Genomic DNA, 13,770 nt, shown 5'->3' with positions numbered 1-13,770 from the left:
TGAACGTGGACGCTTCGGAGGCCGATCGCTGGATCTACAGCGATTCTGACCAAGAAAATTGGTTCAGGGATTTGACAGGTGAACAACTTCGCGTGCTACGTTTTGGCTCCCGCCGAGAGCAAGGAGTCACCGTGAGGACGAACGAGCAGACCGTACGGGTCCGCCGTGGTCGCAGCATCACCACGGTGCTGTCCCTGCCGCGACACCGGTCCTTGCTCGCCCTGCAGGAGGAGCTCCTCCAGGGAATGACCGGAGTGGCATCCGCAGGCAGTGTCATCCGTGCGACGCACCGCGCCGCAGCACGGACGCACGCCGCCGATGACACCACCTGGATCGAGCAGGTTGGGCGGCTCTCTCGCGACGAGCTCGCCGCCGCCGCCGGCCTGATCGATGACGCGGCATGACCACGTCGCTGTCCCGCCCCTGGCTCCAGGGTCGCCTGACGATCGACCGTCTGATCGGGCGATTCGCCGAGGCCGACCTCTCCCCCGCGCACGCCGCACGCAGCACGATCTCGGTGCGAACGATCAACAACGACTGGTTCGCACCCACCCCGACATGAGACATCCGGTCACCACGACCGCGCACGACTTGGCACCACATAAGACCAGCACGATTGAGGAGCAGTAGACATGAGCAGCAGTATCTCCCGCCTCCCGATGCCCCTGATGGACGAGTACGAGTGGCAGTTCCAGGGCGCATGCAACGGCGCCGACACGTCCATCTTCTTCAGCCCCGAGCACGAGCGTGGCAAGAAGCGCCACGACCGTGAGGCCAAGGCCAAGGCGTACTGCGCCGTCTGCCCGGTGGTCAACGAGTGCCTCAACCACGCACTGCGCGTCCGGGAGCCCTTCGGTGTGTGGGGCGGCCTCAACACCGGCGAGCGCAACGCCCTGGTCGAGACCGGCACCGAGCGCCGCGCCAGCTGATAACGTCCGACACATGGGGGTCTTCCGCAGCAAGGGCGTTCAGGACGAGGTGAAGGCCTCGACCTCAGGACAACCGCGCGATCCTGAGCACCGCGCCGTCACCGAGGTCGTCACCACCCTGACGAGCGGTGTCACCTGGCGGATCGACCCGGTCCCCCCGCAGGACGGGACCGACTCCGACTAAGAGCAGCACCCCGTACGAAGGGTCTCCGTCCATCCGGTCGGAGACTTTCGTACGTCCGGGGCCGCCGCCCCGCCCCGCCCCCTCTCCCGCGATTCGGTGAGGAGATCGGGGTTTTCCGCCGAGGATTCCCGATTTCCTCACCGAATCGGGCCCGTCGAGCGTGGTCGGCGACACGACAGTGAGCGTGCCGAGGTGGCGGGCCATGGATACCGTCGACTGTGATGGTTGCGCCGCACGCTCCCAGCCGCTCCGTCGGCCCACTCGGCCTGACCTTCGTCGTCGTCGGCGGCGTGGTCGGATCCGGCATCCTGTTCGCCCCGCTGTTCGCTGCCCAGCAGGCCGGACCCGCTTCCATCATCGCGTGGCCGATCGCGAGCCTGATGCTGATCACGGTGGTGCTCGTCTTCGCCGAGGTCTCTGCCATGCTGCCGGTCGTCGGGGGCCTCGGGCTCCTTCCCACCTTCAGTCACGGACAAGGCGTCGGCATCGCGATCGGTTGGGTCGCTTGGGTGGGGTACGTGACCGCGGCGCCGATCGAGACCCAGGCGATGCTCGAGTACGCCAGCAACGAGGCGGCCTTCGACTGGCTCTTCGTCGCTGAGACCTCCTCGAGCGGCGAGAGTCCGCTCAGCCTCCCGGGCATCGCGGCCGCAGCCGTCGTCCTGGTGGCCTTCACGGCCCTCAACGCGTACGGGGTGGCGCTCTTCACCCGGGTCAACACCGCGCTGACCTGGGTGAAGCTGCTCATCCCGGTGGCCGTCACCGTTGCTCTCCTCACTCAGTTCTCGTCCGCGCCGATCCGCGAGACCGGCTTCGCTCCCGAGGGCGTGGCCGGAGTCCTCGGGGCCCTCACCACGGGTGGCGTCGTCTTTGCGTTCCTCGGCTTCCGACACGCGCTCGACCTCGCGGGCGAGGCACGGCGGCCGCAGCGGACCATCCCGGTAGCACTCGTAGGAGGCATCCTCATCTGCACCGCGCTCTTCACCGCCCTCCAGGTCGGCTTCGTCGGCGCGGTCGACCCAGGGGACCTCGATCGTGGCTGGGCCGGCCTCGATAGCGGTGGGGCGAACGGCCCGCTCGCCGCACTGCTCACCGGCCTCGGCATGGCCGTGCTCGCCAAGCTCGTCCTGGCCGACGCGGTGCTCGGGCCGTTCGGCGCAGGTCTGGTCTCCACGGCTTCCACCGGCCGGCTCGCAGTGGCGGTGGCACAGAACGGCCTCTTTCCACGGACCGTGTCGGTCTTCTCGCGTCACGGCATCCCGCTGCGTGCGATGGTCCTCAACCTCGCGGCCGGGCTCCTGCTGCTGCTCGTCTTCCGTGACGGCTGGTCGGAGCTGCTCGCCTTCAACTCCGGCGCCATCGTGCTGTCGATGTCGCTCGGCCCGGTGACCGTCGTCGCGCTGCGTCGCCAGGTGCCTGACCGCGTACGGCCGTTCCGCCTCCGCGGGCTGCCCGTGCTCGCACGCGTCGCCTTCGTCGTGGTCAGCCTGATCGTCTACTGGACGGGGTGGGACACGATGATCAAGGTGACGATCCCGATCGCGGTCGGCATCGCCGTGCTGGCGTGGCGCATGGTCCGGGACCCCGAGCTGAGGCGAGCCCTGGCGCTGCGCTCGCTCGTGTGGCTCGGTCCCTACTACGTCGGGCTGCTGGCCCTGACCTTCGTCGGGAGGTTCGGCGGGGGCCGTGAGCTGCTGCCGTCCGGTGTCGACATGGTCGCCGTCGCCCTGTTCGCGCTGGCGTTCTTCGAGTGGGGCGTACGCTCGGCGCTGCCCGCCGCCGAGGCAGCCGCAGCGGTCGCCACCGTCCGCGAGGTCCGGACCGGAGACTCGGGGCGTGACGCGGCTGGTCTGCATGAATGACGCATGCGGGTCGGAGGGATCCGCGCGGAGACATGACGCCGCGCTGCAGACAGCCTGAGAGAAAACACAGAGGCGCTCCCGGCCGGTGGCCGGGAGCGCCTCGTGGTGCGGGGACTGCATGTGGTGGAGCTGGCGGGAATCGAACCCGCGTCCTTCAGCGCAGAACCAGGACTTCTCCGAGCGCAGACTGCTATGTCGTTTTCTCAGCCCCGACGCTCGAGCAGACGCGTCGTCGACAGGCTCAGTCGCTGTTGATGTCCCCTGTCAGTCCCGCGACCGGACTAACAGAGCAAGCCTCCTAGCTGAGGCCGGTGACTGGGACGGAGGCGTTCCCAGGCCGACCCTTCACCTAGCTCGCCTCAGGCGGCGAGGGCGAAGTCAGTGCGCTTAGAATTGGCACTTATTGGTTTCCAAGGAACGTTTACGAGATGACCCTGGATTCTCGGCTCGCTTCTCCTGCTACGTACGACCAAAGTCGAAACCGATCAGCCCCGCTGTGATGTTGTCAACTGTGACCCACGCGACCGGCTCTGAACCGCTCGCGCACGACCACGATACCTGGTCCAACCTTGCAGCGACGACCGGTATTCCACAGGTCACCTCAGGCGTCGAACAGCCGCAGGCCGTTGTGCCACAGGACGTCGCGCAGCCACGCGTCCCCCAGGTCGAGTCGTGCGAGCGCCTCCACCTGGTGCGCATAGGCGTACGGGATGTTCGGGAAGTCGGTCCCGAGCAGCACCTTGGGCTGGAGATCGCGCAACCGAGGCAGCAGGTCACGCGGGTACGGAGCGGTCTCCTCGGTGAAGTCGGTGAACACCATCGTCGTGTCGAGACGGACGTTGACGTAGCGCTCGGCCAGCCCGAGGAAGTCCTCGTACTCGGGGATCCCCATGTGGGCGACGATCATCGGCAGGGTGGGGTACGCGGCGAGGACCCGGCCGATCAGCTCAGGCCCGGTGTAGGTCCCAGGCGCCGGCCCGGATCCCGCGTGCACGACGACCGGCACCTGAGCATCGGCGATCGCGCCCCAGACCGGGTCGAGGTACGGGTCGGTCGGGTCAAAGTCGCCGACCTGCAGGTGGGTCTTGAAGATCTCGACGCCGTCGGTGATCGAGCGTCGGACGTACGACCCGGCCTCAGGCTCGGGATAGAACGTCGCGGACCGCAGCGCGTTGCCGAAGCTGTCGGCGAAGCCCGCGGCCCAGTCGTTCAGGAACTCGGAGATACCCGGCTTGTGCGCGTACGGGAGAGCCGAGTAGCGGAGGACGCCCATCCGGCCGAGCTGCTCGACGCGCTCGTCGACGGGCTGGCGGTAGCGGATCGGCCACGGCCGCCCGGTCAGCGGTCCGACGGCGTCGAAGTAGGACCAGACCTTGTCCATCACCCGCGGGGGGAGGAAGTGCACGTGCACGTCGAAGAACCCCGGGATCCCCAGCGCGGCCGCCAGAGCGGGCAGGTCCTCGTCCCTCAGGTCCTCGCCGGGCGGCGTGATCCCCGCCAGGGTCATCCCGGCATGCCCTTGACCCGGCGCCCCACCTCGGCCTGCACCTCGCGCGTGGCCTGACGCTCGGCGATCGCCTGGCGCTTGTCCCACGCCTTCTTGCCCCGCGCCACCGCGATCTCGACCTTGGCCCGTCCGGAAGAGAAGTAGAGCGACAGCGGCACGAGCGTTACGCCCGGCGTCGACACGGCCTTCTCGATCTTCTCGATCTCGCGCCGGTGCAGCAGCAGCTTGCGCTTGCGGCGAGCGGTGTGGTTGGTCCAGGTGCCCTGGGCGTACTCGGGGATGTGCACCCCGTGGAGCCACACCTCGCCGCCCTCGATGTCGGCCCAGCCGTCGGTGAGGTTGGCCCGTCCCTCACGCAAGGACTTGACCTCGGTCCCGGACAGGACCATGCCCGCCTCGTACGTGGCGTCGAGGTGGTAGTCGTGCCGCGCCTTGCGGTTCTGCGCGATCAGCTTGATGCCGGTGTCCTTGGCCATCTGGCCATTCTCCCAGCGTCGTCCACCCCTTTCACGCGAGGGAGGTCATCGATCCGCGCGCGGGCCCGTGACGGCGTACGTTCGGACGGTGACAGACGCACCTCGGGACACACGCTGGGGCGCCCTCGTGGTGTGCCTGACCGCCGGTTTCATGACCCTGCTCGACGTCAGCATCGTCAACGTGGCGCTGCCGTCGATCCGCAGCGGGCTCGAGGCGTCGGACTCGCAGATCCAGCTGATCGTCGCCGGCTACTCGCTCGCGTTCGGCATCGTGCTGGTCCCCGCGGGGCGGCTGGGCGACGCGCTGAGCCGGAAGGTCGTCTTCTGCATCGGCCTCGTCGTGTTCACCACGTCGAGCGCCCTCGCGGGAGCGGCGTCCGATCCCGCGTGGTTGGCGGCGGCCCGGATCCTCCAGGGGGTCGGTGGCGGTCTGATCAACCCGCAGGTCTCCGGGTTCATCCAGAACATGTTCCGCGGGGACGAGCGGGCCCGCGCGTTCGGCCTGTTCGGTGCGACGGTCGGCATCTCGACCGCGGTCGGACCTCTGCTCGGTGGCGTGCTCGTCACCCTCGGCGGCGCCGAGCACGGGTGGCGGTACGTCTTCTTCGTCAACGTCCCCGTCGGCATCGTGGCGTTGGTCCTCGCCCTGCGCTGGCTCCCCCGCTCCGAGCTGGGGCCTCGGGAGTCGCTCGACCCCGTCGGCGTCCTCCTGTTCGGTGCCGCCACCTTCCTCGTGCTCCTGCCGCTCGTGGAGGGGACGCGGGGCGAGTCGCTCTCCTCACGCCCGTGGTGGGTCGTCGGAGTCGCCCTCGCGCTGCTCGGCGCGTTCGCCGCGTGGGAGCGCTGGTGGGCGCGCTCCGGCCGGGCGACGCTGGTCGACCTCTCGCTCGTACGGATCCGGTCGTACATGCTCGGCCTCGGGCTCGGCACCCTCTACTTCGCCGGCTTCACGTCGATCTTCCTCGTCCTCACGCTGTATCTGCAGAACGGCCTCGGCTACACCGCCTTCGAGGCCGGCCTCACCCAGATGCCGTTCGCGCTGGGGTCGGCGGTCGCGGCGTGGCTGGGTGGTCGGCTCGTCAACCGCTACGGCCGAGCGCTCGTGGTGAGCGGTCTGGTCCTCGTCATCGTCGGGCTGGTCGGCGTCGACCTTCTCGTCCCCCACCTCGACGACCGTGTCGGACTGTGGCTCGCTCCGCTGCTGATCGTCGCCGGGTTCGGCGGCGGACTGGTGATCTCCCCCAACGTCACGATCACGTTGTCGGAGGTCGACGTCCGTCACGCCGGTGCCGGGGGCGGCATGCTCCAGACGGCGCAGCGCGTCGGCAGCGCGATCGGGGTCGCGCTGGTGCTCGCGCAGTTCTTCAGCCAGCTCGAGAGCACCGACGGCGACTACGTGGCGTCGATGACCCTCGCCCTGCGGACCACGGTGGCCTTCGTCGTCGGCGCGCTGGTCCTCGGGCTCGTCGATCTGCTCACCGACCGTCGCCGGCGGCGCTGATCGAGAACCGCCCCCGCCGTCAGAGCCACTTCATGGGATTGGTGGTGTCACCGTCCAGCAGCACCATGAAGTGCAGGTGGCACCCGGTCGAGTAGCCCGTCGACCCGACATAGCCGATGACCTCTCCACGCTGGACGCGCTCGCCGGGCCGCGCCGAGAACCGCGACAGGTGGTTGTACGTCGTGGCGACGCTGTAGCCGCGGTTCTGACCGTGGGCGATGATGACGCGGTTGCCGTAGCCGGCGTTGAAGTAGCGGTCCACGACCCGCCCCCCGGCCGCCGCTCTCACAGGCGTCCCGCAGGCAGCGCCGAAGTCGGTCCCGTCGTGCAGCTTCCAGTAGTGCAGGACCGGGTGGAAGCGCATGCCGTACGAGGACGTGATGGGGGCGCTCACGGGGTACGAGAGGGGGTTGCCCGAGGACGAGCCGCCACCACCGCCGCCGCCCCCGCCGCCACCAGAGTTGCCGGAGTTGCCGGAGTTGCCGGACGCCGAGCCGCCGCCATTCCCACCACCACCGGAGCCGTCGCGCTTCTTCTGTGCCTCCTTGCGCTGCCGCGCCCGCTCGCGCGCCTCCGCCCGGGCCAGTGCGGCGCGCTCCGCGGCAGCGATCGCCTTCAGCCTCCCCGAGATCGAGGAGCGTTCGGACTCCAGGGCGGCGAGCTGGGCGGCGTCAGAGGATCGGGCCTGCTGCGCGGTGGTCTGGGCGACCGCGTTGGCCTGGACGAGCTGGGCGACCTCGGCCTCCTGCTCGCGCGCATCCTTCTCGAGCCGCTGCTGCGTCGCGAGGTTCTCGGCTGCCTCCTCGCGCTTGACCTTGACCTCGTCGCGAAGCTTCTGGACCTTCTCGCGGTGCAGGTCGAGGACGATGCTGGTCGCCTCGAGCGTGTCAACCTTGGCGAGGCGGGCGTCGGTGACGGCCTGGTCGAGGCTGACCTGCTTGCCGTACGCCGCCGGATCGACGCCGTTGACCAGGGCAGAGAACGCCCGCAGGCTGGGCGACCCGCCCTGCAGGGACTCGACGGTCATCCGCTCGACCACACGGGAGGCCCGGCGCTGGCTCCGGCGTCCCCTCTTCGCGTCCTTCTTGGCGACGACCAGCTCGGCCTGCGCCTTGAGGAGCGCTGCCTGCATCGCGGCATCACGTGCCTGGGCCGCCGCGAGCTGGACCCGCGTGGTCGCCAGGGACGTCTGCGCCGACGACAGGCTCACCTGAGAGCTCTGCAGCGTCCGGGTCGCGGCGGCGAGCTGGGCGCTCGACTGGTCGAGCTCGGCCTGGGCTCCCGAGATCTCCGACTGGACCTGGTTGCGGCGGTTCTTGAGGTCGTCCTTGTCGTCACCCAGCGTGGGGCTCGCAGCCGCTCCGGTCAGCGCGATCAGCAGGCAGAGCACGAGGGCGGTGCGGACGCGCGTGCCGGCACGCCGGGGAATGACGAGTCGCACCACGGGCCTGCCTCTGGTCGGGGAAGTTCCGTGGGTGACGCTAGCCCGTCATTCGGGACCTTCCGCGCATTTCGACGCGCCCGGGCGTGCCGCAACCGTTGGTCGAGACCAACGACTCGGTTAGACCTTCAGGTAGCGGCGCGTCATCACGACCGTCGGCACCAGGGCCAGCAGCAGCGCCAGTACGGTCGTGTATCCCATGACCGTGAGCGCCTCCTCCCAGCGCACCCAGGTGGTGAGACCGGCGAGCCGGTCACGGAGGAACCCGTACACGACGAAGTGCATGAACGCCGCCAGGCCGGCGCACGCCAGCACGGCCGAGATCACCGCGGCGACCAGCGACTCCAGGAGGAAGGGCAGTTGGATGTGCCAGGACGACGCACCGACGAGGCGCATGATGCCGATCTCGCGACGACGGGCGTACGCGGTCATCCGGATCGTGTTGGAGACCTGGAGGACGGCGGCGACGATCAGGAGCAAGGACGTCCCGAGCGCGGCCCACCGGAGCTTGGAGAGCACCTCGAAGAGCGGGGCGAGGAGGTCGCGCATGCTGACCACCGAGTTGACGCCGTCCATGCCGCTGATCTGGCTCTGGACCCCTTCGAACTGGTTGGGGTTGCGCAGCGTCACCATGTAGGACGTGCCGAACGACTCCGGGCCCAGCGCCTCGAGCTGCTTGCGGTCCTCCTCGTTCTGGCCGAGCCACTCCTGCGCCTGCTCGTAGTTGCGCTCGGGGCTCCAGCGCTCGACGGAGCGCACCTCGGGGTTGCCGTCGAGCGCAGCCGCGACCGCCTGCTCCTGCTCCTCGGTCGCCCGCCCGCCGACGCACGTCTCCGCGGAGGAGTTCTGCGTGCAGAGGTTGACCTGGATCTGGAGCCGGTCGCCGAAGTACTTCTCCGTACGGTCGGCCTGCGCCTGCAGGAGAAGCCCCAGAGAGGCGAGGACCAGCGACACGCTCATCGTGACGACCAACGAGACCGTCATCGAGAAGTTGCGCCGCAGCCCTGTCGTGAGCTCGGAGAAGATGCTTCCCAGTGCCATCGGTCCTCGTCAGTTCTCGTAGTCGTAGGCGCCGCGCGACTGGTCACGGACCAGCACGCCACCGCTGAGCTCGATGACCCGCTTGCGCATCTGGTCCACGATCCCCGCGTCGTGCGTCGCCATCAGGACGGTGGTGTCGGTGCGGTTGATCCGGTCGAGCAGCTTCATGATGCCCACCGACGTGACCGGGTCCAGGTTGCCGGTCGGCTCGTCGGCGATCAGGATCATCGGTCGGTTCACGAACGCGCGCGCGATCGCGACGCGCTGCTGCTCACCGCCGGAGAGCTCGTCGGGCATGCGCTCGCCCTTGCCCTCCAGGCCCACGAGCTCCAGGGTCTCCGGCACGACGCGCCGGATCTCCGAGCGGGGCTTGCCGATCACCTGGAGCGCGAACGCGACGTTCTCGGAGACCGTCTTGTTGGGCAGCAGGCGGAAGTCCTGGAAGACGGTGCCGAGCTGGCGCCGCAGCTTGGGGACCTTCCAGTTGGCGAGGCGGTTGATCTCCTTGCCGGCGACGTAGACGCGGCCGGTCGAGGGACGGGTCTCGCGAAGGATCATGCGGAGGAACGTCGACTTGCCCGAGCCCGACTGGCCGACGAGGAAGACGAACTCGCCCTTTTCGATCTCGAGGCTGATCTTCTCCAGGGCCGGTCGCGGCTGCCCCGGATAGGTCTTGCTGACATTCTCGAAGCGGATCACCGTGCGAGTGTACGCAAGGCTACGGAGTGCTTCCCTCAGCGCCACGCCGCCACCGGATACCGGCCTCGACGAACCCGTCGATCTCGCCGTCGAAGACCGCCTGGGTGTTGCCCGTCTCGTAGTCGGTCCGCAGATCCTTCACCATCTGGTACGGGTTGAGGACGTACGACCGCATCTGGTCGCCCCACGAGGCGTGGACGTCACCGCGCAGCTCGTCGAGGTGGGCGCGCTCCTCCGCCTTCTTGAGCGCGAGCAGCTTGGCCTTCAGGATGACCATGGCGCTGGCCTTGTTCTGGAGCTGGCTCTTCTCGTTCTGGCAGCTCACGACCGTGCCGGTCGGGATGTGGGTCAGCCGGACGGCGGAGTCGGTCGTGTTCACGCTCTGGCCGCCGGGCCCCGAGGAGCGATAGACGTCGACGCGGATCTCGTCCTCGGGGATGTCGATCTGGTCGGTCTGCTCGAGAACGGGGACGACCTCGACCGCGGCGAAGGACGTCTGACGTCGCCCCTGGTTGTCGAAGGGGCTGATCCGGACGAGCCGGTGCGTGCCCGACTCGACCGAGAGCGTCCCGTAGGCGTACGGCGCCTTGACAGCGAAGGTCGTGGACTTGAGGCCCGCCTCCTCTGCGTACGAGGTGTCGTAGACCTGGACGGAGTACTTGTGGCGCTCGGCCCAGCGGATGTACATCCGCTGCAGCATCTCGGCGAAGTCGGCGGCGTCGACGCCGCCGGCGCCGGAGCGGATCGTGACGAGGGCGTCGCGGGCGTCGTACTCCCCCGACAGCAGCGTGCGGACCTCGAGCGCCTCGACGGCCTTCTCGATCCGCTCGAGCTCGACGTCGGCCTCGGAGAGGACGTCGGCGTCGTCAGCCTCGCGGCCGAGCTCGACGAGCACCCTCACGTCGTCGATGCGCTGCCGGAGGCTGATGACCCGCTCGGTCTCGGCCTGCAGGACCGACAGCCGCCCGGTGACCTCTTGGGCGTGCGCCTGGTCGTCCCACAGGTCGGGTGCGGACACCTTCTCCTGGAGCTCGGCGATCTCTGCCCTCATCGTGTCGAGGTCGAGAACGGCCTCGATCGACGTCATCGTCGCGTCGAGGGACTTGATTGCTGCGTCGAGATCTCGTCCTGCCACGACAACGAGCCTACCCGCCGGACCCTGGCCCGATGATCCGAGGGCGAGCGCGGCGGGCCCAAGCAGGGCTCAGCGTGTCAGCGCGACACAGCCTGCGCCCTTGCAGTCCTCGTACGCCTCGAGCCGCCGCTGGAGCTCCTGCACCACGGGATCGCTCGGTCGGAACAGGTTGAACCGCTCCCAGGCACCCGCGCGCGAGAGGCCGCGGTAGTACTCGTAGGTGTGGCCGGCCTCGGCGCCGTCCTGCGTGTCGTAGCGGACCAGGAGGGTATCGGCGGACCGGACGGCGATGTACGACGGAATCGCCCCGGTCAGGCCCTCACCGTCGGGGTCGTCGGCCGTCTTGGGCGGCCGGGTGTGCTCGATGAACGCGTACCGCGACCCTGTGGCACGGGGATTGCGCAGGATCGACATCAGCGAGCGCCCGTCACGGACGGCCGACGGTTTGATCCCGGCGATCTGCTCCAACGTCGGCGCCACGTCGATGTTCTGCACGACCTGGTATCGAGGCCCACGGACGACGCCCGGGCCGGCGATCACGAGCGGGACACGGATGTCGGTGTCGTACGCGCTCGACTTGCCGGGGTTGAGCCGCCGGTGGCCGAGGTGGTAGCCGTTGTCGCTGGTGAAGACGATGTAGGTGTCAGGGCCGACCGTCCGCATGACGGCGCCCACGAGGTCGTCGACCGACTGGGCCATCCGGACGCGGTTGCGGTAGTGCTTCCGCATCTTCTTGACCTGCTTGCGGTTGAGCTTCTTGGTCTGGCCGAAGGACGGCCCGATCCGGCCGTCGGCGTAGCGCGGGCGTGAGGTCCCACGGCTGGCGTTGAAGCTGGGGTGCTTGCTGACGTCGATCCTGTCGCAGCGGACCGGACCGCAGTCGCCGTGGCGCAGGCGCGGGTTCTTCTTGGCCTTCTTGCCGGTACGGGGCAGGTCACGCGCCGCCGGCGGATACTTGGCATCACCCTTGCGCGCCGGATTGCCGTTGCGGTGGTGCACGCCCGTCGGGGCGATCTCGACGAAGAACGGCGCGTTCTGACGCTCGGCGCCCTGCAGGTGTCGCACCGCCATACGACGCAGGACGTCGGTCGAGTACTCGCTGTTCTTGGTGCCGAAGCGGCGATTGGTCAGGACCCGGTCGCCGGCGCGGTTGCGGGTCACCGAGGTCATCGTGTAGTTCCACATCGCGTACATGTTGGCGGTCAGCGCGTTGAACGTGTGCCAGCCCGGTGGCGGCGCGGTCCCGGGGGTGCCCGGATAGCGATTGATGTACTTGCCGAAGAACCCGGTGCGATAGCCGGCGTTCGGTCGGGTGATCGCGTAGGCGAACGTCTTGGTGTCGTTCTTGGCCTTCGCCCAGGCCGCATAGCCACCGACCGGGTTGGCCGGGTCACCGCCAGGCACGTTGTTGAAGACCTTCGAGTTGTGCGGGTACATCCCTGTCAGGAACGAAGCACGCGACGAGCAGCACAACGAGTCGACGACGAAGTGCCGCCTGAAGTCGGCGCCACGCGCCTGGAGCTTCTTGACGTTGGGCATGTACTTCACGAGCGAGGAGTCGAGGTCATCGGCGACGATCGCGACGACGTTCGGCCGGTAGCGCGCCGTCCCCGCAGGGACGGTCGTCCCGGCAGAGGACCCCACCGCGCCTCCGGCTGCGGCGGAGGCTTTTCCGGCGTCGGCCGAGACAGGGAGCGGGTTGTGGACGGCGGTGACGCCGACCACACCGGCGCCGACCACGACCGTCGCCGCAACCGCGGCGACGACCACACGCCTGACTGTGAAACGCACGCAGGATCCTCCTCGAGCAAAAGGGCGGAGGCACGAGTGTACGACGATGCCCGACCGCGTGCCCCCCGGTCGGCGTGTCGCCCCAGGTCAGGCCTTTTCGAGCGCCGCGATCCGTTCCTGGGCGTCCGTGGTGTGCTGCGGATCAGCCCCGAGCGCACGGTGGAACCACTCCAGAGCGTCCTGCGTACGGCCGGCTTCCGCGAGCGCATCCGCGTACGCGTAGCGAAGGCGAGCCAGCCACGTCGTGGGGCTCGAGTTGTGGAGCGGCTCCTGCTGCAGGAGGGCGATGGCCGCGTCGACCTGGCCCAGGTCACGACGCGCACCGGCGGCGACGATCGCGGCCTCGACCCGCACGTCGATGTCCGTGATCTTCTCGCGCGCATCGGCGATGACCCGTAGCGCCCGGTCAGGACGGCCAAGCGCACGCTCGGCGTCGGCGATGAGGGCGATGTGGTCGTAGCCACCCGTCATCCGCTTCGCGGCGCGCAGCTCCGCGAGGGCGTCGGCCCACCGGCCGGCCGCGTACGCCGTCTCGCCGGCAGCCTCGCGGATCACGCCGATCCGGGGCGCGAGCTCACGAGCAGCGCGTGCATGCTTGTAGGCCAGGTCAGGATCCTCGTCGATCAGGATGCCAGCGGCCACGAGGTGGGACGCGACCGAGTCTGCCTTGCCAGGGGTGAGCGACGTCAGGAGCCGACGGATGCTCTTGTCGAGCTGGTCGGGGTGGACGCCGTCCGGGATCGGTGGGCCTTCGACCCGGCGCGGAGCACTCTGCCGGTCGTCGTCACGGCGCGGACGCGAGCGGTCGCCGTCGCGAGGGGGACGTGAGCGGTCGTCGTCACGGCGCGGTCCGCGAGAGCCGCCGGCAGATCCGCCCGGCCGCCCACCCGAACGCTGGGGACCAGTGCCACGGCTCGACGGGCCACCCCGCCGGTCGCCCTGACCGCCGCCACGGCTCTGGTCGCTCCCCGGGCCGCCACGGCCCCGGCCGCTGCCACCCTGACCGCTTCCGCCCTGGCCGCCGCGGCCCTGACCGCTGCGCCCCTGGCCTCCTCGGTCCTGACCGCCCCGGTTGCCACGCTCGCTCATCGTGATTCCTTCCGCGCTGTCTGCGCTCAGTCTCGCTCATCTCTGCACCCGGGCGCGGGATCTCCGCGCTCCGGACGCACAAATGGGTCGTGGGGGGGGGGGGGCGGGGGGGGGG

14 protein-coding genes and 1 other RNA gene are annotated in these 13,770 nt (G+C 69.3%); 6 read left to right on the top strand and 9 right to left on the bottom strand.

The genetic code is table 11. The features are described from left to right. Positions 1 to 131: 131 nt before the first annotated feature. The 5 genes from KV102_RS14210 to KV102_RS14190 all read left to right on the top strand — a co-directional run bounded on the left by KV102_RS14210 (position 132) and on the right by KV102_RS14190 (position 2,975). Complete coding sequence (locus tag KV102_RS14210) at positions 132 to 404, top strand: hypothetical protein (RefSeq protein WP_220340884.1); 273 nt, start codon at positions 132 to 134, stop codon at positions 402 to 404. Continuing rightward, complete coding sequence (locus KV102_RS14205; RefSeq protein ID WP_220340883.1) at positions 401 to 562, top strand: hypothetical protein; 162 nt, start codon at positions 401 to 403, stop codon at positions 560 to 562. The genes KV102_RS14210 and KV102_RS14205 overlap by 4 nt, the downstream gene beginning before the upstream one ends. 70 nt (positions 563 to 632) lie before the next feature. Then, positions 633 to 929 carry a WhiB family transcriptional regulator gene (locus KV102_RS14200; RefSeq protein ID WP_220340882.1) on the top strand — a complete coding sequence of 99 codons (297 nt, stop codon included), beginning with the start codon at positions 633 to 635 and terminating at the stop codon, positions 927 to 929. A gap of 13 nt (positions 930 to 942) precedes the next feature. Beyond that, positions 943 to 1,113, top strand: a complete 171-nt coding sequence (locus KV102_RS14195; protein WP_220340881.1) for a hypothetical protein — start codon at positions 943 to 945, stop codon at positions 1,111 to 1,113. A gap of 221 nt (positions 1,114 to 1,334) precedes the next feature. Then, on the top strand, positions 1,335 to 2,975 hold the full coding sequence (locus KV102_RS14190; protein ID WP_220346680.1) for an APC family permease: 1,641 nt from the start codon (positions 1,335 to 1,337) through the stop codon (positions 2,973 to 2,975). A 121-nt stretch (positions 2,976 to 3,096) separates the two neighbouring features. Here KV102_RS14190 and ssrA read toward each other — a convergent pair. From ssrA to smpB, 3 genes are all read right to left on the bottom strand, one after another. Beyond that, positions 3,097 to 3,468, bottom strand: a transfer-messenger RNA (tmRNA) gene (ssrA, locus tag KV102_RS14185). Between the two features lie 108 nt (positions 3,469 to 3,576). Continuing rightward, a complete protein-coding gene (locus KV102_RS14180; protein WP_220346679.1) occupies positions 3,577 to 4,482 on the bottom strand; it encodes an amidohydrolase family protein in 906 nt (301 codons plus the stop codon). Further along, entirely contained in the window at positions 4,479 to 4,958 is a 480-nt protein-coding gene (gene smpB, locus KV102_RS14175; protein ID WP_220340878.1) for an SsrA-binding protein SmpB, read from the bottom strand. Before smpB ends, KV102_RS14180 begins: the two co-directional genes overlap by 4 nt. 88 nt (positions 4,959 to 5,046) lie before the next feature. On the opposite strand from smpB, the gene KV102_RS14170 reads away from it, so the two are divergent. After that, entirely contained in the window at positions 5,047 to 6,459 is a 1,413-nt protein-coding gene (locus tag KV102_RS14170; protein WP_220346678.1) for an MFS transporter, read from the top strand. A gap of 19 nt (positions 6,460 to 6,478) precedes the next feature. Here the strand turns inward: KV102_RS14170 and KV102_RS19625 are convergent, their stop codons facing one another. The 6 genes from KV102_RS19625 to KV102_RS14140 form a co-directional block, all read right to left on the bottom strand. After that, complete coding sequence (locus KV102_RS19625) at positions 6,479 to 7,903, bottom strand: M23 family metallopeptidase (protein WP_220346677.1); 1,425 nt, start codon at positions 7,901 to 7,903, stop codon at positions 6,479 to 6,481. Positions 7,904 to 8,020: 117 nt separating this feature from the next. Next, entirely contained in the window at positions 8,021 to 8,941 is a 921-nt protein-coding gene (ftsX, locus tag KV102_RS14160; protein WP_220340874.1) for a permease-like cell division protein FtsX, read from the bottom strand. A 9-nt stretch (positions 8,942 to 8,950) separates the two neighbouring features. Beyond that, positions 8,951 to 9,640, bottom strand: coding sequence for a cell division ATP-binding protein FtsE (gene ftsE / locus KV102_RS14155; protein ID WP_220340873.1), 690 nt, complete (start codon positions 9,638 to 9,640; stop codon positions 8,951 to 8,953). 19 nt (positions 9,641 to 9,659) lie between these two features. After that, positions 9,660 to 10,775 (bottom strand): peptide chain release factor 2, encoded by a 1,116-nt coding sequence (gene prfB / locus KV102_RS14150; protein WP_220346676.1) that lies wholly within the window; start codon positions 10,773 to 10,775, stop codon positions 9,660 to 9,662. A gap of 69 nt (positions 10,776 to 10,844) precedes the next feature. Further along, entirely contained in the window at positions 10,845 to 12,566 is a 1,722-nt protein-coding gene (locus KV102_RS14145; protein ID WP_220346675.1) for a sulfatase-like hydrolase/transferase, read from the bottom strand. An 87-nt stretch (positions 12,567 to 12,653) separates the two neighbouring features. Next, positions 12,654 to 13,655: a tetratricopeptide repeat protein gene (locus tag KV102_RS14140; RefSeq protein WP_255561085.1), complete on the bottom strand. Its 1,002-nt coding sequence runs from the start codon at positions 13,653 to 13,655 to the stop codon at positions 12,654 to 12,656. Between the last annotated feature and the right edge of the window lie 115 nt (positions 13,656 to 13,770).

This window comes from Mumia sp. zg.B53 (genome assembly GCF_019550935.1).
In the GTDB taxonomy this organism is placed as follows: Bacteria; Actinomycetota; Actinomycetes; order Propionibacteriales; family Nocardioidaceae; genus Mumia.
The sequence above is the reverse complement of the archived record's forward strand: the minus strand, read 5'-3'. Positions and strand labels throughout refer to the sequence as shown.

Coding starts and splice junctions, on each gene's coding strand:
- KV102_RS14205 (WP_220340883.1), top strand. CDS start 401: ATGACCACGTCGCTGTCCCGCCCCTGGCTCCAGGGTCGCCTGACGATC.
- KV102_RS14200 (WP_220340882.1), top strand. CDS start 633: ATGAGCAGCAGTATCTCCCGCCTCCCGATGCCCCTGATGGACGAGTAC.
- KV102_RS14195 (WP_220340881.1), top strand. CDS start 943: ATGGGGGTCTTCCGCAGCAAGGGCGTTCAGGACGAGGTGAAGGCCTCG.
- KV102_RS14190 (WP_220346680.1), top strand. CDS start 1,335: ATGGTTGCGCCGCACGCTCCCAGCCGCTCCGTCGGCCCACTCGGCCTG.
- KV102_RS14180 (WP_220346679.1), bottom strand. CDS start 4,482: ATGACCCTGGCGGGGATCACGCCGCCCGGCGAGGACCTGAGGGACGAG.
- smpB (WP_220340878.1), bottom strand. CDS start 4,958: ATGGCCAAGGACACCGGCATCAAGCTGATCGCGCAGAACCGCAAGGCG.
- ftsX (WP_220340874.1), bottom strand. CDS start 8,941: ATGGCACTGGGAAGCATCTTCTCCGAGCTCACGACAGGGCTGCGGCGC.
- KV102_RS14140 (WP_255561085.1), bottom strand. CDS start 13,655: ATGAGCGAGCGTGGCAACCGGGGCGGTCAGGACCGAGGAGGCCAGGGG.